This is a genomic window from Streptomyces sp. NPDC002564 (assembly GCF_042889645.1).
GTDB lineage: Bacteria > Actinomycetota > Actinomycetes > Streptomycetales > Streptomycetaceae > Streptomyces.
On the sequence record NZ_JBIARE010000002.1, the window covers coordinates 540,551 to 565,253 of the forward strand.

Annotated in this window: 18 protein-coding genes; 14 read left to right on the forward strand and 4 right to left on the reverse strand. The window is 73.8% G+C overall.

Going from position 1 to position 24,703, the window contains the following annotated elements; all coding sequences use genetic code 11:
- Nucleotides 1-76 precede the first annotated feature (76 nt).
- From ACFYXE_RS08900 to ACFYXE_RS08925, 6 genes are read left to right on the forward strand one after another with little or no spacing between them, the layout of a single operon-like run.
- Nucleotides 77-1,036, forward strand: a complete 960-nt coding sequence (locus ACFYXE_RS08900) for an ABC transporter permease (protein ID WP_389311391.1) — start codon at nucleotides 77-79, stop codon at nucleotides 1,034-1,036.
- A 47-nt stretch (nucleotides 1,037-1,083) separates the two neighbouring features.
- Nucleotides 1,084-2,433 (forward strand): L-fuconate dehydratase, encoded by a 1,350-nt coding sequence (locus ACFYXE_RS08905; RefSeq protein ID WP_389310448.1) that lies wholly within the window; start codon nucleotides 1,084-1,086, stop codon nucleotides 2,431-2,433.
- On the forward strand, nucleotides 2,430-3,194 hold the full coding sequence (locus ACFYXE_RS08910; RefSeq protein ID WP_389310450.1) for an SDR family NAD(P)-dependent oxidoreductase: 765 nt from the start codon (nucleotides 2,430-2,432) through the stop codon (nucleotides 3,192-3,194). Before ACFYXE_RS08905 ends, ACFYXE_RS08910 begins: the two co-directional genes overlap by 4 nt.
- Nucleotides 3,191-4,258: an aldo/keto reductase gene (locus ACFYXE_RS08915; RefSeq protein ID WP_389310452.1), complete on the forward strand. Its 1,068-nt coding sequence runs from the start codon at nucleotides 3,191-3,193 to the stop codon at nucleotides 4,256-4,258. Before ACFYXE_RS08910 ends, ACFYXE_RS08915 begins: the two co-directional genes overlap by 4 nt.
- On the forward strand, nucleotides 4,255-4,569 hold the full coding sequence (locus tag ACFYXE_RS08920) for an L-rhamnose mutarotase (RefSeq protein ID WP_389310454.1): 315 nt from the start codon (nucleotides 4,255-4,257) through the stop codon (nucleotides 4,567-4,569). The genes ACFYXE_RS08915 and ACFYXE_RS08920 overlap by 4 nt, the downstream gene beginning before the upstream one ends.
- Complete coding sequence (locus tag ACFYXE_RS08925; RefSeq protein ID WP_389310456.1) at nucleotides 4,566-5,447, forward strand: amidohydrolase family protein; 882 nt, start codon at nucleotides 4,566-4,568, stop codon at nucleotides 5,445-5,447. Before ACFYXE_RS08920 ends, ACFYXE_RS08925 begins: the two co-directional genes overlap by 4 nt.
- A gap of 7 nt (nucleotides 5,448-5,454) precedes the next feature.
- On the opposite strand, the gene ACFYXE_RS08930 is transcribed toward ACFYXE_RS08925, so the two are convergent.
- On the reverse strand, nucleotides 5,455-6,882 hold the full coding sequence (locus ACFYXE_RS08930) for a lipase maturation factor family protein (RefSeq protein WP_389310458.1): 1,428 nt from the start codon (nucleotides 6,880-6,882) through the stop codon (nucleotides 5,455-5,457).
- A 167-nt stretch (nucleotides 6,883-7,049) separates the two neighbouring features.
- Here ACFYXE_RS08930 and ACFYXE_RS08935 point away from each other — a divergent pair, with 167 nt between their 5' ends.
- The 7 genes from ACFYXE_RS08935 (at nucleotide 7,050) to ACFYXE_RS08965 (ending at nucleotide 18,720) form a co-directional block, all read left to right on the forward strand.
- Nucleotides 7,050-8,228: a DUF6777 domain-containing protein gene (locus ACFYXE_RS08935; protein WP_389310460.1), complete on the forward strand. Its 1,179-nt coding sequence runs from the start codon at nucleotides 7,050-7,052 to the stop codon at nucleotides 8,226-8,228.
- A 380-nt stretch (nucleotides 8,229-8,608) separates the two neighbouring features.
- A complete protein-coding gene (locus ACFYXE_RS08940; protein ID WP_389310462.1) occupies nucleotides 8,609-11,500 on the forward strand; it encodes an AAA family ATPase in 2,892 nt (963 codons plus the stop codon).
- A 365-nt stretch (nucleotides 11,501-11,865) separates the two neighbouring features.
- Nucleotides 11,866-12,519 carry a response regulator transcription factor gene (locus ACFYXE_RS08945; protein ID WP_389310464.1) on the forward strand — a complete coding sequence of 218 codons (654 nt, stop codon included), beginning with the start codon at nucleotides 11,866-11,868 and terminating at the stop codon, nucleotides 12,517-12,519.
- 378 nt (nucleotides 12,520-12,897) lie between these two features.
- The gene (aroF, locus tag ACFYXE_RS08950) at nucleotides 12,898-13,950 is read left to right on the forward strand and encodes a 3-deoxy-7-phosphoheptulonate synthase (protein WP_389310466.1); all 1,053 of its coding nucleotides are present in this window, start codon (nucleotides 12,898-12,900) and stop codon (nucleotides 13,948-13,950) included.
- Nucleotides 13,951-14,609: 659 nt separating this feature from the next.
- Nucleotides 14,610-15,584 (forward strand): ParB/RepB/Spo0J family partition protein, encoded by a 975-nt coding sequence (locus ACFYXE_RS08955; RefSeq protein WP_389310468.1) that lies wholly within the window; start codon nucleotides 14,610-14,612, stop codon nucleotides 15,582-15,584.
- A 154-nt stretch (nucleotides 15,585-15,738) separates the two neighbouring features.
- Nucleotides 15,739-17,850 (forward strand): SpoIIE family protein phosphatase, encoded by a 2,112-nt coding sequence (locus tag ACFYXE_RS08960; protein ID WP_389310470.1) that lies wholly within the window; start codon nucleotides 15,739-15,741, stop codon nucleotides 17,848-17,850.
- Nucleotides 17,851-17,859: 9 nt separating this feature from the next.
- Nucleotides 17,860-18,720 carry a DNA-formamidopyrimidine glycosylase family protein gene (locus ACFYXE_RS08965; RefSeq protein WP_361170382.1) on the forward strand — a complete coding sequence of 287 codons (861 nt, stop codon included), beginning with the start codon at nucleotides 17,860-17,862 and terminating at the stop codon, nucleotides 18,718-18,720.
- 39 nt (nucleotides 18,721-18,759) lie between these two features.
- Here the strand turns inward: ACFYXE_RS08965 and ACFYXE_RS08970 are convergent, their stop codons facing one another.
- Together ACFYXE_RS08970 and ACFYXE_RS08975 are read right to left on the reverse strand one after the other, a co-directional pair.
- Nucleotides 18,760-19,404 carry a zf-HC2 domain-containing protein gene (locus ACFYXE_RS08970; RefSeq protein ID WP_389310472.1) on the reverse strand — a complete coding sequence of 215 codons (645 nt, stop codon included), beginning with the start codon at nucleotides 19,402-19,404 and terminating at the stop codon, nucleotides 18,760-18,762.
- A 172-nt stretch (nucleotides 19,405-19,576) separates the two neighbouring features.
- Nucleotides 19,577-20,089, reverse strand: a complete 513-nt coding sequence (locus tag ACFYXE_RS08975) for a hypothetical protein (RefSeq protein WP_389310474.1) — start codon at nucleotides 20,087-20,089, stop codon at nucleotides 19,577-19,579.
- 289 nt (nucleotides 20,090-20,378) lie between these two features.
- Here ACFYXE_RS08975 and ACFYXE_RS08980 point away from each other — a divergent pair, with 289 nt between their 5' ends.
- The gene (locus tag ACFYXE_RS08980) at nucleotides 20,379-21,662 is read left to right on the forward strand and encodes a CapA family protein (RefSeq protein ID WP_389310476.1); all 1,284 of its coding nucleotides are present in this window, start codon (nucleotides 20,379-20,381) and stop codon (nucleotides 21,660-21,662) included.
- Here ACFYXE_RS08980 and ACFYXE_RS08985 read toward each other — a convergent pair.
- Nucleotides 21,649-24,642, reverse strand: a complete 2,994-nt coding sequence (locus tag ACFYXE_RS08985) for a glycoside hydrolase domain-containing protein (RefSeq protein WP_389310478.1) — start codon at nucleotides 24,640-24,642, stop codon at nucleotides 21,649-21,651. The genes ACFYXE_RS08980 and ACFYXE_RS08985 overlap by 14 nt on opposite strands.
- Nucleotides 24,643-24,703 lie beyond the last annotated feature (61 nt).

The window sequence follows — 24,703 nt, forward strand, 5'->3', positions numbered from 1 at the left end:
CAGGGCCCCCTCGGCCCGGCAGGCCGTCAAGACCGGCGCACCACAGCACCCCGCCCGGGCGCGCGGAGCGAAGGGCATCGCGCTGCGCCGCGCCCGTGAACTCGCCCTCGTACCAGCCCTGTTGCTGCTCATCCTGCTCGGCGCGCTGGTCAACGACTCGTTCCTGACCGAGCGCAACCTCATCTCCATCCTCGGCGCCTCCGCGGCCCTCGCGATGGTCGTCCTCGCCGAGTCGCTCGTTCTGATCACCGGCAAGTTCGACCTGTCCCTGGAGTCGGTCGTCGGCATCGCGCCCGCCGTCGGCGCCCTGCTCGTCCTGCCCGCCGCCGAGGCCGGATTCGGCACCGACCTGCCCGCCGCGGCCGGCATCGTCGCCATCCTGCTCGTCGGCGCGGCCATCGGCGCCTTCAACGGCATCCTCGTCGTCAAGCTCAAGCTCAACGCGTTCATCGTCACGCTCGCCATGCTGATCGTGCTGCGCGGCCTGCTCGTCGGCGCCACCGAGGGCAAGACCCTCTTCGGCATGCCCGACGCCTTCTACACCCTGGCCACCTCCACCTTCCTGAGCATCCCCCTGTCCGTGTGGCTCGCCGCGGCCGCCTTCGGCACCGCCGGATTCATCCTCAAGTACCACCGCGTGGGCCGCGCCCTGTACGCGATCGGCGGCAACCCGGACGCGGCGCGCGCCGCAGGCATCCGCGTCGAACGCGTCATGCTCGGCGTGTTCGTGGCCGCCGGGGTGCTCGCCTCGGTCGGCGGCCTGATGCAGACCGGCTACGTCGGCGCCATCAACGCCAACCAGGGCCAGAACATGATCTTCACGGTGTTCGCCGCCGCGGTCATCGGCGGCATCAGCCTCGACGGCGGCAAGGGCACCATGGTCGGCGCCCTCACCGGCGTCCTGCTCCTCGGCGTCGTCCAGAACCTGCTCACCCTCGCCCAGGTGCCGTCCTTCTGGATCCAGGCCATCTACGGCGGCATCATCCTGGTCGCCCTGATGATCGCGCGCGTCACCACCGGCCGGGCACAGGACTGACCCGCAACGGTCCGCCGCTTCCCCGCCCCTCTCCGGAAAGGCCTCCTGTGTCCCCGACCCCCGCCCGCATCACCGCGGTCGACACCTTCGACATCCGGTTCCCGACCTCACGGGAGCTCGACGGGTCCGACGCGATGAACCCGGACCCCGACTACTCCGCCGCCTACGTGGTGCTGCGCACCGACGCGGGCGACGGCCTGGAGGGACACGGCTTCACCTTCACCATCGGCCGCGGCAACGACGTCCAGGTCGCCGCCATCCAGTCGCTGCGCCACCACGTCGTCGGCCGCACGGTCGACGAGCTCTGCGCCGACCCCGGCACCGTCAACCGGGCCCTGATCGGCGACAGCCAGCTGCGCTGGCTCGGCCCCGAGAAGGGCGTGATGCACATGGCGATCGGCGCGGTGGTCAACGCCGTCTGGGACCTCGCGGCGAAGCGGGCCCGCACACCCCTGTGGCGACTGCTCGCCGACGCCACCCCCGAATGGCTCGTCTCCCAGGTCGACTTCCGCTACATCGCCGACGCCCTCACCCCCGACGAGGCCCTCGGCCTGCTGCGCGCCGGACGGGCGGGCGCCGCCGAGCGCACGGCCCGGCTCGGGGAACACGGCTTCCCCGGCTACACCACCTCGCCCGGCTGGCTCGGCTACAGCGACGAGAAGCTCACCCGCCTCGCCCGTCAGGCCGTCGCCGACGGCTTCACCCAGATCAAGCTGAAGGTCGGCGCGGACCTCGCCGACGACATCCGCCGCTGCCGCACCGCGCGCGAGGCGATCGGCCCCGACATCCGCATGGCCATCGACGCCAACCAGCGCTGGAACGTCGACGAGGCCGTCGAGTGGACGCGCGCGCTCGCCGAGTTCGACCCCTACTGGGTGGAGGAGCCCACCAGCCCCGACGACGTCCTCGGCCACGCCGCGATCCGCACGTCCGTCACCCCGGTCAAGGTCGCCACCGGCGAGCACGTGCAGAACCGCATCGTCTTCAAACAGCTCCTCCAGGCGGGCGCCATCGACATCCTGCAGATCGACGCGGCACGGGTCGGCGGTGTCAACGAGAACCTCGCGATCCTGCTGCTCGCCGCCAAGTTCGGCGTCCCCGTCTGCCCGCACGCGGGCGGCGTCGGCCTGTGCGAACTCGTCCAGCACCTGTCGATGTTCGACTACGTGGCCCTCGCGGGCACCACCGAGAACCGCGTCATCGAGTACGTCGACCACCTCCACGAGCACTTCAACGACCCGGTCGTGATGCGCGCCGGCCACTACCTGGCGCCCACCGCACCGGGCTTCTCGGCGACCATGCGGGCCGAGTCCGTCGCCGAGTTCACCTACCCCGACGGCACCTTCTGGGCCGCCGACCTCGCCCACCCGACGCACGAGAAGGGAGCCGCGGCATGACCGTCGCGCAGGACTTCGCAGGACTCACGGCCCTGGTCACCGGGGGCGCGTCCGGCATCGGCCGGGCCACCGCGGAACTCCTCGCCGAACGCGGCGCCCGGGTCGCCGTCCTCGACCTCGACCCGAGTGACGTCGACGATCCCCTGCACGCGTACACCGCCGACGTCACCGACGACGCGTCCGTACGGGCCGCCGTCGCGGCGGCCACCGCCGACCTCGGCGGCCTCGACGTCCTGGTCAACAACGCGGGCATCGGCGCCCAGGGCACCGTCGAGGACAACGACGACGCCCAGTGGCACACCGTCCTGGACGTCAACGTCCTCGGCATCGTCCGCACCACCCGCGCCGCCCTGCCCCACCTGCGCGCCTCCGCGCACGCGGCGATCGTCAACACCTGCTCCATCGCCGCGACCGCCGGGCTGCCGCAGCGCGCCCTGTACGCGGCGTCCAAGGGCGCGGTCCTCTCCCTCACCCTCGCGATGGCCGCCGACCACGTACGCGAAGGGGTGCGCGTCAACTGCGTCAACCCCGGCACCGTCGACACCCCGTGGGTCGGCCGCCTCCTGGACGCCGCCCCGGACCCCGCCGCCGAACGGGCCGCGCTGGCCGCCCGCCAGCCCACCGGCCGCCTCGTCACCGCCGACGAGGTCGCGGGCGCCGTCGCCTACCTGGCCGGCCCCCTGTCCGGCGCCACCACCGGCACCGCGCTCGCCGTCGACGGCGGCATGCAGGGCCTGCGCCTGCGGCCGGTGGGCCGGTGAGCGCCCCGGCACGCCGCCGCCTCGGCTCCGGCGGCGTCGAGGTGACCGAGCTGTCCTTCGGCGCCGCCGGCATCGGCAACCTCTACTCGCCGATCACCGACGACCAGGCCGCCACGGCCCTGGACCACGCCTGGACCGCGGGCATCCGCTACTTCGACACCGCACCCCACTACGGCCTGGGACTGTCCGAGCGCCGCCTCGGCGAGGCGCTGCGCGGCCGGGACCGCTCCTCGTACGTCCTTTCGACGAAGGTCGGCAGGATCCTGGAGCCGGTGGCCGAGGTGTCCGGCGACGACCTCGCCGACGGGGGGTTCGCCGTGCCGCGCACCCACCGCAGGGTATGGGACTTCAGCGCGGACGGCGTGCGCCGCTCCCTCGACGCCAGCCTGACCCGCCTGGGCGTCGACCGCGTCGACGTCGTCTTCCTGCACGACCCCGACGACCACGGCGAGGAGGCCTTCCGCGAGGGCTACCCGGCGCTGGAGAAGCTGCGCTCGGAGGGCGTGGTCGGGGCGATCGGCGCGGGCATGAACCAGGCGGAGATGCTCACCCGCTTCGTGCGCGACACCGACGTCGACGCCGTGCTCTGCGCGGGCCGCTACACGCTCCTCGACCACCGGGCCCTCGCCGAGCTGCTGCCCGCGGCGAGCGCGCGGGGCGCGTCGGTCGTCATCGGCGGCGTCTTCAACTCCGGGCTGCTCGCGGACCCGCGACCCGGCGCGCGGTTCGACTACACCGAGGCGCCGCCCGAGCTCCTGGCCCGCGCCCGCGCCCTGGCCGCGGTCGCCGAGCGTCACGGCACCACGCTGCGGGCCGCCGCCCTCGCCTTCCCCTTCGGCCATGCGGCCGTCGCCAGCGTGCTGGTCGGCATCCACGCCCCCGAGCAGGTCACCGACGCCGCCGCACAGTTCGCGGCCCCGGTGCCCGCCGGGTTCTGGCAGGAGATTCGGGAGAGGGGCCTGCTCCCCGAAGGCGTCCCGCTGCCCGGTGACGCGCGGGTCCCCGCCCCCAGAGACATACGGGACGACATGACCGGCCCCGTGCCGGGAAGGGACCGACCGTGAGAATCGCCCTGCACACCACGGTCCGCGCCGACCGCGTCGAGGCGTACGACGCGGCACACCGGGAGGTCCCGGCCGAACTGACCGCCGCCATCCGCGCCGCGGGCGCCACCTCCTGGACGATCTGGCGCAGCGGCACCGACCTCTTCCACGTCCTGGAGTGCGAGGACTACGCCCGGATGCTCGCCGAGCTGGACCGGCTCCCGGTCAACATCGCCTGGCAGGCCCGGATGGCGGAGCTCCTCGACGTCGTGCACGACTACTCCGCCGAGGGCGCGGGCGCCGGCCTGCCCGTCGTGTGGGAGCTGCCGTGACGGCGGCGGCACGGGAGGGCGCCGCCGCGGACCGGCCCCTCGTCGTCGACGCCCACCACCACGTGTGGGACCTCTCCGTGCGCGACCAGGAGTGGATCACCGGCGCGGAGCTCGCGCCGATCCGCAGGAACTTCTCGCTCGCCGACCTCGCGCCCGAGCTCCGCGCGGCGGGCGTCGGCGCGACCGTCGTCGTCCAGACCGTGACCGTCCCGCAGGAGACTCCGGAGCTGCTGGCCCTCGCCGCCGGAAGCGACCTCGTCGCGGGCGTCGTCGGCTGGACGGACCTCACCCGCCCGGACGTCGCCGACACCCTGGCCGCCCTGCGTGAACTCCCGGGCGGGAAACACCTGGTGGGCATCCGCCACCAGGTACAGGGCGAACCGGACCCGGAGTGGCTGCTGCGCCCCGACGTCCGCAGGGGCCTGGCCGCGCTCGCCGCCGCCGGTCTCGCCCACGACCTGGTCGTCCTGCCCCACCAACTGCCCGCCTGCGCCCGGATCGCGGCCGAGCTGCCCGGCCTCACCTTCGTCCTCGACCACCTGGGCAAGCCGCCCATCGTGACCGGCGCCCGCAAACCCTGGGCGTCGGCGGTCCGTGCGCTGGCCGCCCGCCCCAACACCGTCTGCAAGCTCTCCGGAATGGTCACCGAGGCCGACCACGCCACGTGGACGGTGGACGACCTGCGCCCCTACGCGGACACCGTCCTGGACGCCTTCGGCCCCCGGCGCCTGATGTTCGGCTCCGACTGGCCGGTCAGCACGCTCGCGGCCCGGTACGCCGAAGTCCTCGACGCGGCACGGCTGTTGACCGGCGGACTGGCGCCCGGCGAACGGCGGGAGGTCTTCGGCGGCACGGCCCGGCGCGTCTACGGCCTCTGAGCTACGGCTACGGCTCCCGCGCGGGCGGGGCGAGCCCGGTCGGCGGCAGGAACTCACGGACGTAGGTGCGCTCCCAGCAGGCGCCCGTCGCACGCAGCTCCCGCCAGGTCGTGTACCGGTAGCGGTACACCCTGGCCCGGATGTGTACGGGCGGCTCGTCCGGCGGGAAGGGGACGTGGCGCAGCAGCCGCAGTGTGTCGCGGTCGCCGTCGAGCAGCCGCTCCACCAGCGGGCCGAACCACGACCGGGCGTAGGCGGGGGAGAGGGCCGCGAACCACATCATCCAGTCGAGGCGCAGGTGGTAGGGGGCGAACTGGCGCGGCCACCGCCGTACGTCACCGGGCTTGCCCCGGAACTCGTAGGCCCGCCAGTCGGATTCCTCCCGCGGCACGGGATCGGCGGTGCCCTCGACGACGATCTCCTGACGGACGCGGCTCACGCTGCCGAACGCGCCGTAGGAGTTGACCAGGTGCAGCGGGTCGAAGGCGCGGTTCATGACCTGGCGCCGGGACAGCAGGTTGCGTACTGGGCGCACGCTGAGCGCGAGCAGGGCCGCGACGACGACGGCGACCACCACCTCGTACCAGAGGGGTGTGTTCCCGAAGGCGGGGGCCGGGTGCCGGGCGGAGAGGTCGAGGGCGGACACCGCGAGCACGGTCGTGAGCCAGTTCAGCCAGGAGAAGTTGCCGGAGAGGACGAGCCACAGCTGGGTGACGATCATCAGGGAGGCCGCGCCCGTCGCCACCGGCGGCGGGGTGAACAGCAGTACGGGAACGACGAGTTGGGTGACGTGGTTGGCCGCGGCCTCCAGCCGGTGCACGGGCCGGGGCAGATGGTGGAAGAACCAGCTCAGCGGACCCGGCAGGGGCTGTGTCTCGTGGTGGAAGTCCAGGCAGGTGAGCCTGCGCCAGCACGCGTCGCCGCGCATCTTGATCAGCCCGGCACCGAACTCCACCCGGAAGAGCACCCAGCGCAGCAGGAACAGGACGAGCACGGGCGGCGCGACCCGGTCGTTGCCGAGGAACACCGCGAGGAACCCCACCTCCAGGAGCAGCGACTCCCAGCCGAAGCCGTACCAGGCCTGGCCCACGTTCACGATGGACAGGTACAGCGCCCAGGGGACCAGCCACAGCAGCATCGCGCCCCACAGCGGCAGCAGGCCGTCCACGCCGGCGAGCAGCGCCAGCGCCACCGCACAGCCCGTCCAGGCGCAGAGCGCGAAGAACCGGTCCGAGTAGTGGAGCTGGAAGAGGCTCGGTGCCCGCCGGAACGGCACCCGTGCCACGTACCGCGGCACCGGCAGGATCCCGCGCCCGCCGATGAGCGCCCGGAACTGCAGGGCCGCCCCGAGGAACGCCGTCACGTACAGCGCGGCGAGCGCCCGCTGGAAGATCAGCCGACTGAGCCAGTACGCGTCCGAGGTGAACCACTGCACGCGTCCATTGTGCCGCTGAGCAGGCCCTTCGTACCGCAGGTCACCCGCATTCGCGGGTTCGTCCCGCGCGCGCCTTCCGTTTGCGGGCCCGCCGGGCGCCCTGCAGACAATGACGGCACGCCTCCCGGCAACCGGGGGCGCACGGCACGGCAACGGCGGGAGAACCGGTGCGCGCACTCACCAGGACCCACGCGTTCGTCTTCGCGATATCCGCGGCCCTCGCAGTCGCGGGCTGCTCCGGCGACGGCGACCGGAAGACGGCCGGCGGCGACGGCGAACTGTTCATGCAGCCGGTCGCCGCCCAGGGCCCCGACCCCTTCACCGACTCGACCGCGAAGAGCGACGCGGCACCGCCGCCCGTCACCCGTTCGCCGCAGCCGGCGCCCTCCGGTTCCGCGACGCCGCAGGGCACCCGCTCCCTCTCGGGCGGCACCCCTGGCCTGTACGGGGGCACGCACGCCGTCGGCAGCTGCGACGTCGACCGGCAGGTGCGGTTCCTGACCGGTGACCGGACCAAGGAGCGCGCCTTCGCGCAGGCCTCCGGGATCGACGAGGCGTCGGTGCCGGGCTTCCTGCGCGGGCTGACCCCCGTCGTCCTGCGGGCGGACACCCGCGTCACCAACCACGGCTTCCGCGGCGGCTCGGCGACCAGCTTCCAGTCCGTCCTCCAGGCCGGCACGGCCGTCCTGGTGGACGACCGGGGCCTGCCGCGCGTGCGCTGCGCGTGCGGGAACCCGCTCAAGCCGCCGGTCGCCCTCAAGGGCACGCCCCGGCACAACGGGCAGCCGTGGCGCGACTACCGGCCGACGACGGTCGTGGTGGTGACCCCCGCGCCGCGGCCGATCACCAACATCACGATCATCAACATCGTCAACAACACCTGGATCGAGCGGAAGATCGGCGACGGCGACGCGGACCAGGACCGGCGGACCAAGCCGCCGGTGCCGCCGCCCCCGCCGAAGCCGTCGCCGTCCACGCCGACCCCTTCGACGCCGACGCCGACCACCAGGACGCCCTCCACGTCCACGCCGCCCACCAGCGTGTCGCCCACCGATCCGGTGGACCCCGACATCTCGGAGCCCGACGGGACGGACTCCGGCGACACTCCGCGGACGCCCACGAGCCCCGACCAGGACCCGGGTGCCTCGTCGAGCGGCTGCCCCTCCGGCACGCCGACGGACCCCGCTTCGCCGCTGCCGCCGGGCTGCCCGCCGCCGTCGACGGACCTGCCGTCCTCGCCGGACCTGACCACGCAGGAGCAGGAACCGGACAGCACCGTGCCCGACGACCCGAATCTGTCCGAGAACCCCCTCTCGGACAGTGATCCCGGCTCCTTCGACAGCTGAGGGGCCGAACCGGACAGGCGGCGCGGGAACGGCCCGTGCGGAACGGGCCAATCGTTCCCCGGCCCTCCCGTCGCTGCCGTCCCTTTCACCCCGCCCGTCCTTTCCCCGGAGGGCAAGCGCGTTCTTAAATGCCGCCGAGTTCAGTCATCAGGCAAATGCGCAAGTGTTTCCGAATGATATGGAGCGGGTGCGTCCGATTGTCTCGGATATGGCGCATTCGCGACGGTAATGGGGTGGCATTGAGTCAAATGGCGCTGGTGGTTGATTTTCAGATATGGCAGAGTCGTCCGTCGGGTGGCCGGTCAAGTCGAGGCAATTGATCCAGCCGGTCTTCCGGCCGTTCGATGATCAGCCGTCAGCCGCGGGGGAGAAGTCGGCTCATGAACTTGGTGGAACGTGGTGAAGAACTCTCGATCATGGAGCACCTGCTCGACGCGTGCGCGGAGGGGCAGGGTGGGGTCATTCTGGTCAGTGGTGCGGTGGCCAGTGGCAAGACCGCGCTGCTGCGCGCCTTCGGGGCGCGCGTGGAAACAGCGGACGCACTGTATCTGCAGGCCACAGCCTCGGATGCGGAGAGCGACCTGCCGCTCGGGGTGATGGGGCAACTGCTGCTCGGAGCCGGGCTGCCGGGCCCGGAGGCACGGCGCGCCGCCCGGCTCGTCGCGCTCGCCGCGGACTCGGCCCGGTCCCGGCGGGCGGCCGGGGAACCGCCGGGCGTCGCGATGAACGAGATTCCCGACCTGTGTGGCATTGTGCTCGAAAAGTCCCGGGAAAAACCAGTGGTGCTCAGTGTCGACGATGTGCACCACGCCGACGGAGACTCACTGGAATGTCTCCTGTACCTCGCCAGGCGGCTGACGGTCGGCCGCATTCTGGTCGTGCTGGGCGAGAACAGCGGCTTCCTGACCGGCAATACGCGATTGCGCGTCGAATTGCTGCGGCTGCCCGGCTGCCGAAATATCAGGCTCGGCCCGCTCCAGCGCCGGGACGTCGCAGAGATGATCTCCTTATTCGGTGATCCGAGGTGGCGGACGCGCAAGCTCGTCGCGGACCTCCACCACCTGGGCGGCGGCAGCCCGCTGCTGACCCGCGCCCTGATCGAGGACCACCGGGCCGCGGGCACCGACACCGCGTCCCGCCCCGGACCGGTGCCCGGCGACGCCTTCGTCCAGGCCGTCGCGACCTGCCTGTACCGCAGCGATCTCGCCACCCGGCGCACCGCCTGGGCCCTTGCGGTGGCCGGTCCCGACATGTCGCTCGCCGAGCTGATGGAGGTCCTCGGCACCGGCCGGGAGTCGCTCCTGCGCAGCCTGCGCGCCCTGAACGGGGCGGGCCTCCTCGACGCCGGCTGGTTCCGCCACGAAGCGGGGCGGGCCGCCGTGCTCAGGAGCCTGGAACCCGCCGACCGCGCCCGGGTGGAGGCCCGCTGCGCCCAGGTCCTGCACGAGCACGGCGCGGCCGCCACCGTCGTCGTCCAGCACCTGCTCGCCGCCGGGACGGTCGACGCGCCCTGGGCGCAGCGCACGCTCGTCGCCGCCGCCGAGCGCGCGCTGGCCGACGACGAGGTCGACCTCGCCCTGAACTGCCTGCGGGTCGCCCGCGACACCAGCACCGACGCACGCCGGTCCCTGGAGATCAGGGCGGCGCTGACCCGGGCGGGCTGGCGCGTCAATCCGGCCGCCGTCGCCCAGCACCTGCCCGAGCTCACGGCCGCCACCCTGGACGGGCGGCTCGGCACCCGGGACGCCGACGAACTCGTCGGCCAGCTCCTCTGGCTCGGCCAGGCGGACCGCGCCCTCGACGTGCTCCGCGCCGTCGAGCGCAGGGACGCCGGGCCGGCCGCGCGGTTCGGCGCCGAGGTCCGGCACGACTGCCCGCGCCGCTGGCTGACGTACGCCTATCCGGGGCTGCCCGCCGTGTCCCGCAGCTGCCCCGGCGGGAGTCCCGAGCACGCCACGCCCGAACACGCCACGCCCGAACATGCGGCCGTCCGGAACGCCGAGGCCCTGGGCCGCAGCCCCCATCAGCGGGCGGCGACCCTGGTGAAGGCGCTCCTCGACGGGGCGAACGAGGACGTGGTGGTGCGGGCCGAGCAGATACTGCAGAGCTCCCGCCTGGACGAGGGCACCGTGATCCCGCTCCTGGTCGCGCTGAACTCGCTGGTCCTCGCCGACCGCCCGGAGGCGGCGGCGTTCTGGTGCGCGACCCTGCTCGGGGAGGCCGCCGAGCGGCACGCCCCTATGTGGCAGGCACAGCTCGCGGCGGCCAAGGCCCGCATCGAGCTCAGGGCGGGCGCGCTGCTCGCCGCGCAGGAGTCGGCGCGCACCGCGCTGGCCCTGGTCCCCGCGGACGGCTGGGGCGTGGCCGTGGCCTCGCCCGTGGCCAGCGCCCTGTTCACCAAGACGGTCCTCGGCCGGCTCGACGAGGCGGCCGCCGAGCTGAGCGTGCCCGTCCCCGACGCGTCGTTCCAGACCTCCGACGGGCTGGTCTACCTGCGGGCGCGCGGCCACTACTACCTCGCGGCCGGACGCCCCTACGCCGCGCTCGACGACTTCCTCACCTGCGGGGACCTGATGCGACGCTGGGACTTCGACCTGCCCGCCCTGGTGCCCTGGCGCACCGACGCGGCCGAGGCGCACCTCTCGCTGGGCGACGACGGCAGGGCCCGGGCGCTCGCCGAGGAACAACTGGTCCTGGCGGGGCGGACGAAGAGCTGCGTGCGCGCCGTCTCGCTGCGGGTCCTCGCCGGCACCCTGGCCCCGGCCCACCGGATGCCGCTGCTCGCCGAGGCCATGGACATCCTGCGCGAGCGCGGTCACCGGCTCGAACTGGTCCGCGCCACCGCCGAGTCGGCCCGCGCGCAGCGCGAGCTCGGCAAGGTCGGCCAGGCGCGGGCGCTGGCCCGCAAGGCCCAGCAGCTGGCGGGGGAGTGCGGCGTGCCGGTGCCCAGCGGGCCGCTCGCGGCCGACACGGACCGTCCGCATCCCGCCGAGCAGCCGTGGACGACCGGGAACCGCCGGCATCCCGACGAGCTCAGCAACGCCGAGCTGCGGGTGGCCACGCTCGCCGTCCGCGGCCACACCAACCGCCAGATCGCCGACAAGCTCTGCATCACGGTCAGCACCGTCGAGCAGCACCTGACGCGTGCCTACCGCAAGCTCGCCGTCCAGCGCCGCGCGGACCTCGCCGCGAAGCTCGGCCCCCGGACCGGGCCGGGGGACCGGGAGAGCCCCTCGGCGCACGACGCCTGCGACCGGCTGCACGTGAGCTAGGTGCCGGTGCCGCCCCGGGCGGTGGAGGGGCACCGCCCCGGCGGGCGCGGGGAGCACGCGGACGTCGGTCATGTGTCCGTCTCCCCGATGCTGAGCACGGCCGGCATCTCCTCGTCACGAAGCCCTGGACGGCATGTGCGGTGGCACGGTTCCGTTTCTACGCGGGGGCCGGTCACACCGCGGTCCGAAGATCTGTGACCGGCTCACAGGAAAGGGGCTGTGACCGGTGCGTGACGACGATTCGTGCACCGTGGACGCATGATCGGTTTCCCCCGCTCCCGTTCCCGCTCCCGTTCCCGCCACCACCACCGCCCTCGCCCCCGCTCCCGTCCGACGGCCGCGCCGCGCCCGGCCGTGCCCCGGCCATGAGGGTCCTGGTGGTCGAGGACCACGCCGAGCTCGCGCACTCGGTGGCACGGGTGCTGCGCAGGGAAGGCATGGCGGTCGACGTCGTCCTGGACGGCGCCGACGCCCTCGAACGCGCCGCGGTGGTCGACTACGACGTGGTCGTGCTCGACCGGGACCTGCCCGGCGTCCCCGGCGACGAGGTCTGCCGCAGACTCGCCGAACGGCCCGCGCACGCCCGCGTGCTGATGCTCACCGCCTCCGGCACGATCGCCGCACGCGTCGCGGGCTTCGGCCTGGGCGCCGACGACTACCTGCCCAAGCCGTTCGCCTACGCCGAGCTGGTGGCCCGCATCCGTGCGCTCGCCCGCCGCTCGCAGGCGGCGCTGCCCCCGGTCCTGGTCCGCGGCGACCTGAGTCTGGACCCGGCGCAGCGGGTCGCCTCGCGCGCCGGGGCGCGACTGGCGCTCACGCCCAAGGAGTTCGCGGTCCTGGAGTACCTGCTCGGGGCCCAGGGCCGGGTCGTCCCGGCCGAGGAACTCCTGGAGCGGGTGTGGGACGAGGCGACGGACCCGTTCACCACCACCGTCAAGGCGACGATCAACCGCCTGCGGCCCAAGCTCGGCCCCCCGCCCCTGATCGAGACCGTTCCCCGGGGCGGCTACCGGATCTGACGCACTCACGCACTCACGCACTCACGCACCGCGCTCCGCGTCGCCGATCCCGGGCGAAAGACGTCCCGCACGAAGCCGCGGCGCACGAAGATTCCCCGGGCATTGCGCAGTTGGACAAGAACGCGGGCCTTCGTTGAGGAAAAGTCCCGGCGCTCCTACCGTGGTCGCCCGACGTGTTTTCCCGACGGCCGCCGGACACGCCCCGATGCGCGTCCGGCGCGAATCCGGTGCCCATTCCGGAACGGACCGCGGAAAGATCGCCTCCGGCACGGTGGCGCGGCGCGCGAGGAATTCAGTGCGCATTCCGCCGCCGTCCGACGGGATTCCACGTACGTGCGAGAGGTCCCGCCGAGCCGGGTCCGTGGACGGGAGGAACCCGTGGTTGTCGTGATGGCCCCGGAGGCCACGCAGGACGATGTGGACGCAGTGGTCGGTCTGGTGCGCACGGCGGGCGGGGACGCCTTCGTCAGCCGGGGTGTGACGCGCACGATCGTGGGTCTGGTGGGGGACGTGGCGGCGTTCGGCGCCCTGAACCTGTCGCACCTGCGCGGCGTCCTCGACGTGGTGCGCATCTCCGTGCCGTACAAGCTCGTCAGCAGGGAGCACCACCTCGACCGCTCCGTGGTGACCGTCGGGGGCGTGCCCATCGGCCCCGGCACCCTGACCGTCGTCGCGGGCCCCTGCGCGGTGGAGACCGCCTCGCAGACCCTGGCCGCCGCACGGCTCGCGCAGGCCGCGGGGGCCGCGCTGCTGCGGGGCGGCGCGTTCAAGCCGCGCACGTCGCCGTACGCGTACCAGGGACTCGGCGAGGACGGACTGCGCATCCTCGCCGACGTCCGGGCCGAGACCGGACTTCCCGTGGTCACCGAGGTCATCGACCCGGGCAGCGTCGAACTGGTCGCCCGCTACGCCGACATGCTGCAGATCGGCACTCGCAACATGCACAACTTCGCCCTGCTCCAGGCGGTCGGGGCGGCCGGCCGGCCGGTGCTCCTCAAGCGCGGCTTCGGCGCCACCGTCGAGGAGTGGCTGATGGCCGCGGAGTACATGGCGCAGCGCGGCAACCTCGACATCGTGCTGTGCGAGCGCGGCATCCGCACCTTCGAGACCGCCACCCGCAACACGCTGGACATCAGCGCCGTCCCGGTCGTGCAGCGGCTCTCCCACCTCCCGGTGATCGTGGACCCCTCGCACTCCGGCGGCCGTCGCGACCTCGTCCTGCCGCTCACCCGGGCCGCCCTCGCGGTCGGCGCGGACGGGGTGATGATCGACGTGCACCCCGAGCCGGGCACGGCGCTCTGCGACGGCGACCAGGCCCTGACCCGGGCGGAGATCGGCGAGGTGGCGGACGCGGTCGCCGACCTGTCGCCGCTGATGGGGCGCACCCTCGCGCGCTCCGTCGCCGGTGTGCGGGCCGGTAGGGGTGAATAGGGGTGGCGGAACCGGTGGCGCGCCACTAGTGAGGGGTACCAGGGCCGAAAACGCGTTGTTAAGGTGAACATGCCCGGCCGGGGGAAATCCCTTGACGGCCGGGCCGGCCCGGAAACCGGGATAATGGGTACGGGTGAATTCCCGCGATCCGACGAGATGTTCGTCCCGGATTCATCGCGGCCGTCAAAGACGGCGAGAGGCGCACACCCGCGCGCCGCACCTTTCGCCGCGATCCGGGAGAGCACACCCGAAGAGCGCGCAACGCATTCACTTCAGGGGCCCTCGACCAAGGGCGAACGCGTACGTGACGCACACCGCCGCGGACCTCCTCCGACAGACGCCGCAGGACGGGAGCCGGCCGACGGCGGCGGAGGGGCACGCGGTGCGGCGCGAGGCCGTCGGTGTGCCGGGACGCGCGCACGGGGGACAACAGAGCTTGAGGGGGAGTCGAGTTGGCAACACCGGGGCACGCAGAGGCATTACCCGGGTACGCGGACGCACCCGCCGTCGTACCCGCGGACGCACAGACAGCCGCACCCGCGGACGCACAGACAGCCTCACCCGCGGACGCCCAGACAATCGAAGACACCGGAGAGAGCGCACCCGCCAGGAACACCACGAACGCCGAAGACCTCGGCGACCTCGACGGCATCGGGGACATGGACCGGCACATCGGGGACATGGACCGGCACATGGTCGTCGAGGTCGAGATCGGTTCGCTCTCGACCGCCGACTCGCCACGGACCTCCGGAGTCGATCCGGAGCACGTCCAGGCACTGGCGGTGGTCCAGACCCCGCTGCCGCCCATCACCGTCCACCGTCCGACGATGCGCGTCATCGACGGACTGCACCGGCTCCGCGCGGCGGAGCTCCAGGGCCGGACCAAGATCCCGGTCCGGTACTTCGACGGGGCGGCGGACGACGCCTTCGTGCTCGCCGTCGAGTCGAACGTCACCCACGGCCTGCCGCTGACCACGGCGGACCGCAAGCGGGCTGCCGCCCGCATCATCGCCTCGCACCCGCAGTGGTCGGACCGGATGATCGCCTCGGTCAGCGGCATCGCCCCGGGCACCGTCGCGGACCTCCGCAGACGGGCGCCGGGCGGCCGTGCGGGCGAGGAGAGCCGGATCGGGCACGACGGCCGGGTCCGGCCGATCAACGGCGCCGAGGGGCGCCGCCTGGCCAGCGAGCTGATCGCGCAGAACCCCGCCCTCTCGCTCCGCCAGGTGGCACGCGTCGCCGCCATCTCCCCGGAGACGGTGCGGGACGTGCGCAACCGCATGATGCGCGGCGAGGACCCCGTGCCGCGGCGCGGCCGGCAGGCCGACCGGGAGGATACCGTCGCCCCGCGCGTCGGCCGGCCCTCGGCCGTGCCCGACCGGGACGCGGCGCAGGACCGGGCCGCCGCCGTCAAGCGGCTCAAGGCCGACCCGGCACTGCGCTTCAGCGAGATCGGCCGCACCCTGCTGCGGCTGCTCAACCTGCACACGATCAGCATGGAGGAGTGGGACCGGATCATCGACCAGGTCCCGCCGCACTGCCGGGGCGTCGTCGCCTACCTCGCCGCCGAGAGCGCCGAGCGGTGGACGGAGGTGGCCATGCGGGTGCAGAGCAAGGTCGCGGAGACGGCCTAGCGCCTGCCCGGCGGCCACCGGGTCCCCGCGGCGGCGGGGGCCCGGTCCCGCGCGGCCGTCCAAGTGGGCACGGCCCGCGGTTGGACGGCCCCGCGCCGCCGCCCCGCCGCGTTCCCCACATGCGGGCTCCGGGGGCTCCGCCTAGCGTGGGCCCATGGAGCACGACCCGGCGGGGAACTGCCGCTGTGGAGAGCCGGCCGGGGAGCCGGTCGGCTGTTTCCTCGCGCTGTACGGGGCCGCGCTGCGCATGGGCCGCTTCGACTGGGACCTGGACACGGGCCGGATGCGGATGGACGCCACCGCCCACGAGGTCTTCGACGTCCGCCCCGAGGAGTACGACGACCGCCCCGAGACCCTCGCCTTCCGCGTGCCCACCGTCGAGGCGCACCGTCTGGACCAGGCCGTCTCGCACGCCCTGAAGGACGGCAGCGAGACGTACGGCGCGTACTTCCGCATCCGCTGCCGCAGCGGCACGCTGCGCTGGACGCACACCCAGGGGTGCATCCAGCGGGACGCCACGGGCCGCCCGCGCCGCATCGTGGGCCTCGTCAGGGACGCCACCCAGGAACTCGGCGACAGCCCCGCCGCGCTGCGCGAGCGGGCCGACGAGGAGGCCGAGCGGCGGCGCACCACCAGCATCGTGCAGGGCACCACGGCCGCGCTGGCGCACGCCCGCACGGTCCGCGACGTCATCGACGTGCTGCGCGACACCCACGGCCTCGCGCACCTGGGCGCCGCCAACCTGGTGATGGGCCTCGTCGAGGCCGGGCGGATCCGGCTGGTCGCGGAGGGGCCCGCGGGCAGCTTCGTGCCCGGCACCCGGGTGACGGGCGTCGACGAGGCCTACCCGATGAGCGAGGTCGTGCGCACCCTCGCGCCGCGCTACATCGAGACCGCGGACGACTTCGCCGAGTCCTATCCGACGCTCTGGCCGCACATCGACGAGCTCGGCATCACCGCGGCCGCCTACCTGCCGCTGATCGCGCAGGCCCGCCCCATCGGCGTGCTCGGCCTGCTCTACCAGGACAAGACCGGCTTCACCGACGAGGAGCGCAACGTCCTGGTAGCGCTGAGCAGCAGCATCGCGCAGAGCCTGCAGCGCGCGATGTTCTACGAGCAGGAGAAGGACCTCGCCCAGGGCCTCCAGCAGGCCATGCTGCCGCGCTCCATCCCCGGCGTGCCCGGCGCGGAGATCGCCGTCCGCTACCGCGCGGCGGCCCTCGGCCGGGACATCGGCGGCGACTGGTACGACGTGATCCCGCTGCCCGGCGGCCGCGTCGGCGCCGTCATCGGCGACGTCCAGGGCCACGACACGCACGCCGCCGCCGTCATGGGCCAGCTCCGCATCGTCCTGCGCGCCTACGCGGCCGAGGGCCACACCCCCGCCACCGTGATGGCGCGGGCCTCCAGCTTCCTGCACGAGCTGGACACCGACCGCTTCGCGACCTGCCTGTACGCGGAGGCCGACCTGTCGACCGGCGTGGTGCAGTTCGTACGGGCCGGCCACCTCGACCCGCTCCTGCAGCTCACCGACGGCTCCTGCCGCCGGGTACCGGTCGACGGCGGCCTGCCGCTGGGCCTCTCCGCCGAGTTCGGGCGCCTCGACTACCCGGTCACGACACTCGAACTCGACCCGGGGCAGACCCTGTTGCTCTGCACCGACGGCCTCGTCGAGGAGCCGGGCGCCGACCTCGACGACGGCATGCGCGCCCTGTCCGAGATCGCCGCCGTCGGCCCCCGTGACCTGCAGAAGCTCGCCGACCGGCTGTGCGGTGTCGTCGACGGCCGGGGCGGGGACGACGACGCGGCGCTGCTCCTGATGCGCCGCCGCATGATCGACGCCCCCCAGTCCGGCGGCCGCCTCCAGCAGCACGTGGCGCCGAGCGACCCGGAGGCGCTCGCCGAGGCCCGGCACATGATCCGGGCCGCGGTGCGGGCCTGGGGCGCGGGCGAGCGCGCCGACGAGATCGAGCTCGTCGCCGACGAGATGATCACCAACGCGCTGATGCACACCGACGGCTCCGCGATCGTGACCCTGCGGGTGCTCAGCGGCACCGACCGGCGGCTGCGCGTCGACGTCGAGGACTCGTCGAGCGCCCTGCCGCGCCGCCGGGACGCGGGCGAGTCGGGGGTGTCGGGCCGCGGCCTGCTCCTGGTGGACCGGCTCGCGGACGTGTGGGGCGTGGACGCGCGCGGCAGCGGCAAGTGCGTGTGGTGCGAGTTCGTCGTACCCGCCCGGGAGTCCGCCCGAGAAGGCAGGGAGTGAGGGAAAGCCATGCCCGAACTGCCCGAAGTGGCGGCGCTGCGCGATTTCCTGACGGACCATCTGGTGGGACGGGAGATCGTCCGGGTGCTGCCCACCGCCATCAGCGTCCTCAAGACGTACGAGCCCCCGCTCGCCGCCCTGGAGGGCCGCACCGTCACCGCCGTCGAGCGGTACGGCAAGTTCCTGGACATCGACGCCGACGGAACGCACCTGGTCACCCATCTGGCCCGCGCGGGCTGGCTGCGCTGGCACGACCGGCTCCCCGACGGCGCCCCTCGCCCCGGCAAGGGCCCGCTCGCGCTGCGCGTGGCCCTGGCGACCGGCGAGGGCTTCGACCTCACGGAGGCGGGCACGCAGAAGCGGCTCGCGGTGTACGTCACCGAGGCACCCGGGGAGATCCCGGGCATCGCACGGCTGGGCCCGGACCCGCTGGCCGCCGACTTCGACGAGGAGCGGTTCGCGCGCCTGCTGGCGGGCGAACGGCGGCAGATCAAGGGGGCACTGCGCGACCAGAGTCTGATCGCGGGCATCGGCAACGCGTACAGCGACGAGATCCTGCACGCGGCGCGGATGTCCCCGTTCCGGCTCACGTCGAGCCTGACGAAGGAGGAAGTCCATGGGCTGCATGTGGCGCTGCTGGCTACGTTGACCGAGGCGGTGGAGCGTTCGCGCGGGGTCGCGGCGGGCCGCCTCAAGGCCGAGAAGAAGAGCGGTCTGCGCGTGCACGGCCGCACCGGTGAGCCGTGCCCGGTGTGCGGCGACACCATCAGGGAGGTGTCCTTCGCCGACTCGTCGTTGCAGTACTGCCCGACCTGCCAGACGGGCGGGAAGCCGCTCGCGGACCGGCGGATGTCACGGCTGCTGAAGTAGCGGCCCGCGGATCCGCCGGTCCCCGTGCGCCGCGGGCGCTCAGCGGCGGCGCAGCGTCAGCAGCGGCGTACCCGCGGCGGTGCGCACCTCGTAGCGCACGGTCTGCGCGGTCCGCAGGGCGGCGGCGCCCCCGGTCCGCACGGCGTGCGGCGGCACCCGCCAGGTCGTCACGGTCTGCTCGGAGCCGTCCGCGCCGACCGCGACCAGCTCGCAGACCCGCCCGCCGGCGGCCTCGTCGCGGACCGTGAGCCCGATCTCCGTGCCCCATGCGCGGTCCTTCGCGGTGAGGGTGGCGGACACCCCGCTGTGCGCGTCCCGCGCGCTGATCCGCACCGGGCCGGGCGCGGGTGCCGTCAGGAGCGCCGCGGCGGGGGCGCCGACGGCCAGCGCCGCCGCGACGGCCAGGGCGCCGAGCCGCCGTCCGCGCCGGGCGCCGCGCAGCCGCCCCGCCTCCCGCAGCAGGCGCTCCAGGAGCCCGTCGGCCGCCGGGGGACACGGCTCCACGGACGGCGGTGTCGCCCGCCCGTAGAGCGTCAACTGGCATGCCGGTACGTGTAGTTCGTCCAGGGCGAGCAGGCAGTCGGGGCAGCCCGCCAGGTGATCCTCGAAGCGGAAGACGTCCGCCTCGTCGAGGACGCCGAGCGCGTAGGCGCCCGCGTCGCGATGCCGCTCCAGGGGCCTCATGACGTCCCTTGCCGTTCCGTGTCGGTGCGAGGTGCTGTACGTCCTCCGGTACGCACGGGACCGCCGAAACACTCAAGAGGGACGGGGCGAGGGGGAGCCGGCCGGAGCGGGTCGAACGGCTGTCGGAACGGAACGTGAGGGAAGGGGGGACTGGAGGGGGTCGGAGCCGGTGTCAGAACAGGTGGATCGCCAGGTGACCCAGCGGCAGCCCGAGCCGCCACGCCGGGGTCCACACCTTCGGCTCGTCCTCCTCGTCCTGTCCCGCGCGGCCGGGCACCGCGTCCAGGTCGGGTGCGAGCAGCTCGGTCTCCTGCAGCCAGCGCCACGCGCGATCGGCGAGCTCCAGGTCGGGGGCGGGTCCCGCGACGGCCGCGGCCTCCTTCGTGAGGAGCTCCATCCGCTCCCGGACCCAGTCCTGCCACGGCTGGCTGTACGCGGTGAGGGTCAGCCAGGTCTCCAGCTGCGAGATGACCCGGATCCCGGACAGCTCGCCCTCGCTGTCCGACAGGAAGATCGTCAGCGCGAGCGCGTCCCGGCCGGCCCGGTACTCGAAGGACGTGGGCGGCATCAGATCGCCGGTGCGCAGCAGTTCGTCGGCGATGTACTCGGCGTACAACCACGCCATGGGGACGGCCAGTTCGCCGTCCCGGGGGTCGTCCGTGTTCCCTCTGCTTCCGTGTCGCATCCGCTCCGCCTTCCTCCGGTCCGTGCGCGTCACCGGCCTCTGGCCCCCCTGTCCGGCACACGGTGAGGAACAGCCGATTACCCGAAGGGGGTCGCGAGCAAGGCGCTTTACGGAGCCTTGACCCGGCCCACGGTTTCAGCGCAGGTGAGCGGCCCCGTGTTGTTCGCGTCACAGTGTCACGTGTTTGACGCCGTTTCAGGGACCTTGGCGGCAATGGTCCTTGATTTGCCGTTAGCTCCGGATGTGGATTCATCTGGCCGAATATCGCCCCCAGCCACGGAGTCCGGTCATGTCGCAGAGCGCACGGAACACACGGCACACATCCACCCCGTCCACCCCGGTCACCCCACGTCGGGCCCCACGTCGGGCTGCGCGTCCGCGCCCCGCGACGGTCGCGGCGGCGGCCCTCCTGCTCGCCGGTGTCGCGGGCGCCGCGGCCTGCTCGCCCCAGCAGGCGTCCACCGACAAGGAGCCGGGCCGTAAGCAGGCGCAGCCGCACCGCGGCCCGGCGCCCGCCCACTCCGCGGCCGGCGGCGCCGAGCGGCGCGGCTTCACGCTCGTCGCGTCCGGCGACGTCCTGCCGCACGCGTCGATCATCCGCAAGGCCAACGCGGACGCGGGCGGCGACGGCTACGACTTCGGGCCGATGCTGTCCGGCGCCAAGCCCGTCGTCTCCAAGGCCGACCTGGCGATCTGCCACATGGAGACGGTCTACGGCGCGAACGGCGACTACACCGGCTACCCCAGCTTCAAGTCCCCGCCCCAGGTGGCCCGTGCCCTGAGGTCGACCGGCTACGACGCGTGCTCCACCGCCTCCAACCACACTCTGGACGACGGCGCGGACGGAGTGCGCCGCACCCTGGACGCCCTCGACAAGGCGGGCGTCAAGCACGCGGGCTCGGCCCGCACCGCCGCCGAGGACAGGACACCCGCGTGGCTGCGCGCGGGCGGCGCGAAGGTCGCGCAGCTCGCGTACACCTATGGCACCAACGGCTACCCCCTGCCGAAGGGCAAGCCCTGGTCGGTCGACCTCATCGACCGCGGCAAGATCGTCGCGGACGCCCGGGCCGCCCGGAAGGCCGGCGCCGACGTGGTGGTCGTCAGCCTGCACTGGGGCACCGAGTGGCAGGACGGCCCCGACCGGCAGCAGCTGAGCCTCGGCAAGCAGCTCACGTCGTCCCGCACGGCCGGGCGCCCGGACATCGACATCCTGCTGGGCACGCACGCCCACGTGCCGCAGGCCTACGAGAAGGTGAACGGCACCTGGGTCATCTACGGCATGGGCGACCAGATCGCCGGCGACATGATCAACCACGACGGTGCGCACGACCCGCGCGGCAACCAGGGCACCATCGGCCGCTTCACCTTCGCCCCGCCCGCGCGCCCCGGCGCCCGGTGGGAGGTCAAGAAGGCCGAGTTCCTGCCCATGTGGTTCGACACGGACTCCGGCCGCGTCGTCAACCTCAACCGGGCGATCGACCGCAGCGCCGAGGTGAGCGACGTGCGCGACCGCATCCGGCGTGTCGTGCTGAGCCGGGGCGCCGCCAAGGACGGCCTGGTCATGGGGAAGTAGGCGGCTCCCCGGGCGTCCCGATCCGCAGCAGCCAGCCGCGTCCCCGCGCCACCGGGACCGGCTCGCCCGCGGCGAACGACCGCTCCGGCTGGAACCCCTCGATCGCGGGCGCGTACGCCGCGACCGGCCCCGCCGAGGTGCTCAGGACGACCTCGGCGGGCCCGGCGGCCCAGGACGCGAGTGCCGTCGCCGTGCCGCCGGGCCCGTGCCACGTCGTCGCGAGCACGTCGTCCCGCCCGGTCCGCACCGGCGGCTCGCCCGCCCACCAGCCCGTCATCTCCGCCTCGGGCAGCCGCAGCAGGTCGAAGGCCCGCCACAGCGGCCGCACGTCGGTCATCGGGGCACGCGCGGTCATGCCGAAGACCAGCCCGCGCCACGGATTGCCGCCGCCCTCCAGCATCTCGCCCAGCACCCCGAAGGGGACACCGGAGATCTCGATGAGCCAGTAGGCGGGATCGGCGCCGTCCGTGCGCCCGTCGGCCCCGCCCGTCCCGTCGTAGTCGAAGAGCTCGCCCAGCCACAGCCGGTCGACGTAGGGCAGCAGCTCCGCGTAGAGGTTGGCGCTGGAGGCGAACCCGTCGGCCTCCCGGAACTGGTTGCACGAGTGCAGGTCGACCAGCGGCGCCCCCCGTTCGGAGGCGGCGAGCACCTTGCGGACCCGCTTCATGGTGGTCCGGTCGTACGCCACGTCGTCGAGGTAGAGCCCGTCGACGCCGACCACCCGGCGCAGCCGCTCGATGCCGCACACGTAGGAGTTGTGCCAGCGCGAGTCGCCGGACGTCACGACGGCGACGTCACCGACGTCGGTCGCCGCCCAGCCCGGCACGTAGCCGGTGCCCAGGTGCTCGCGCAGCCAGGCGTGCCCGCCACCGGGCCCCGGCGCGAAGATCTCGTCCCCGAGCCCCGCGAGCACCGGCAACTCCGGCGTGTGCCGGGTGAGTTCACGCACCGTGTCGTACACCTTCACGCGGACGCCGAGCCGGTGTGCCTCGTCCGTGTAGGCGCGCAGCGTCCGGGCGGCCAGCAGCGGGTCGTTGATGTACGGGTTGGGCGGCGTCGCGTGGTGCAGGTTGACCACGTTCGCGCCGTAGTCGGCGATCTCCTCCGGCGCGGCGTACGCGTGGAAGTAGCGCTCGCCGAGATGGCGCGCGGGGTCCAGGGGCTTGAAGGGGGTGAGCAGCAGCCGGAACTCGAAGCGACGGCTCTCGCCCGCCCCCAGCCGCACCGGCCCGCTGAACGCGGTCAGCGCGCGCACCCCGCCTGCCGTGCGCAGCCGCACCCCGCCGTCCCCGTCGCCCGCCCAGGACCGGGGCGTGACCAGGGGCTTCTCGCGGTAGTAGTTGGTGTTGAGCGGCCGCGCGTAGTGCTCGTCGCGCAGCGACAACTGGAGCCCGGCAGCGGGGTCGCCGAGCCAGCAGGCGTCCTGGTTGCGGGTGGGGGTCTGCCAGGTCCAGTCGTACGTGTCCGGGCAGGCGCGGCCCGTCAGGCCGAGGCCCATCACGTACCGGGCGACCTCCGCGCGCAGCGGCAGGTCCAGGGTCACGTCGAGCTCGGTGTCGGCGGTGGCCTCGACGGTCGCCCGCACGACGAGGAAGCCGTCGGCCTCCAGCGCGCCCTCGACGGCCAGGCGCAGGTCCGCCCCGGTGGCCGTCGTCGACCAGCGCACGCGTGCGGGGCCCGGCTGGTCGTGGGTGAGCGGGCCGTACTCCAGGGGGCGCCCGACGTCGAAGGCGACCGGGGCGGCGAGCAGCGGCCGCCCGGGTCCGTCGGCCCGGGTCACGGACGGGGTGAAGGTGCTGGTCAGCTGGTGCGGCAGCCCGTCCGGGCCGAGGTCGACGGTGCGGCCGAGGAGCGTCAGCCGGTGCCCGTCGGCCCGTACGGGCGTGAACGGCGGGACCACTTCGTCGTCCTGGGCCAGCGTCGAGTCGAGCCAGCGGAGCCGGGCGAGCCGCTCCGGCTCCCCGGCGCCGTGGTCCGCGACGACGCCGTCGCCGACGGTGAGCCGCAGCGGCAGCACCTGCTCCGCGGCCCCCTGCGCGCGGACGGCGATCTCCCCGTCGTAGCGGCCCGGCCGGGCCTGCTCGGGCACGTCCACGCCGAACCACAGGGCGGTCACCCCGCCCTCGGTGACCTCGACGTGCCGCCGGAAGGCGTCCCCGCGCGCGTCGACGCCGCCGGTGCTCAGGGACCGCACGGAGAACGGCAGGCCGCGCACCTCGGCGCGGACGTCGGTGAGGTCGGCGAGCGCGTACACGCCGACCTGCACCGCGTAGAACTCGCCGCGGTCCGCCGTGCCGGTCAGCGGAGCCCCGGCGGTGGCGCGGGCCCAGCGCGCGGGCAGCTTCCCGTAGCGGCCCAGCGGATGCGCGCGGTCCTCGCCGAAGAGCAGGAACCGCTCGCCCTCGTGGGCGCGGTGCAGCTCCCGGCACTCGGCGGCGGTGGCCGCGAAGCCCATCGGCGCGAACGAGTCGACCGCGCTCGCCGCCTCGTAGCGGAACGCCTCGGCGCGCGGGAGCCGGTCCCAGCCGCCGCTCGTCCCGCGGTGCACGGACCCGTCGAGCCCGGCCCCGTCCAGACCGCAGCGGTGCGCCCAGCCCGGGTCGGCGGTCCTGGTCGGCGGACGGTAGACGGCCTGCGGGTAGTACGGCTTGCCGGTGTGCGCGAACGGCAGGTAGTGCACGGCGTAGGCGCCGGGGCCCTCCAACGGCTCGAAGGCGATGCGCCCGCGCTCCTCGGTCGCCTCCACGGTCACGGTGTTGTGCACCCGCAGACCGGACGGGGCGAGGACGATCACGTCCACCTCGCCCGTGCCCGAGCCCGGGCTCAAGTCCTGGCGCCGCCACGGCAGTTCCGTCGCCACCGCGGGAACCGCGGCCCTGACGTCCACCAGCAGGCGATGATGTCCGTAGACGTCGTGGTCCCAGATCCCGACGCCGCACTCCAGCTCGGGATGACCGGCCCGCGGTTCTGTCTCACCCATCTGTTGCTCCCCCAAGGGCGCTGTTTATTAGGTAAGTTTCTCAATCGCTCCGGGTCACCCT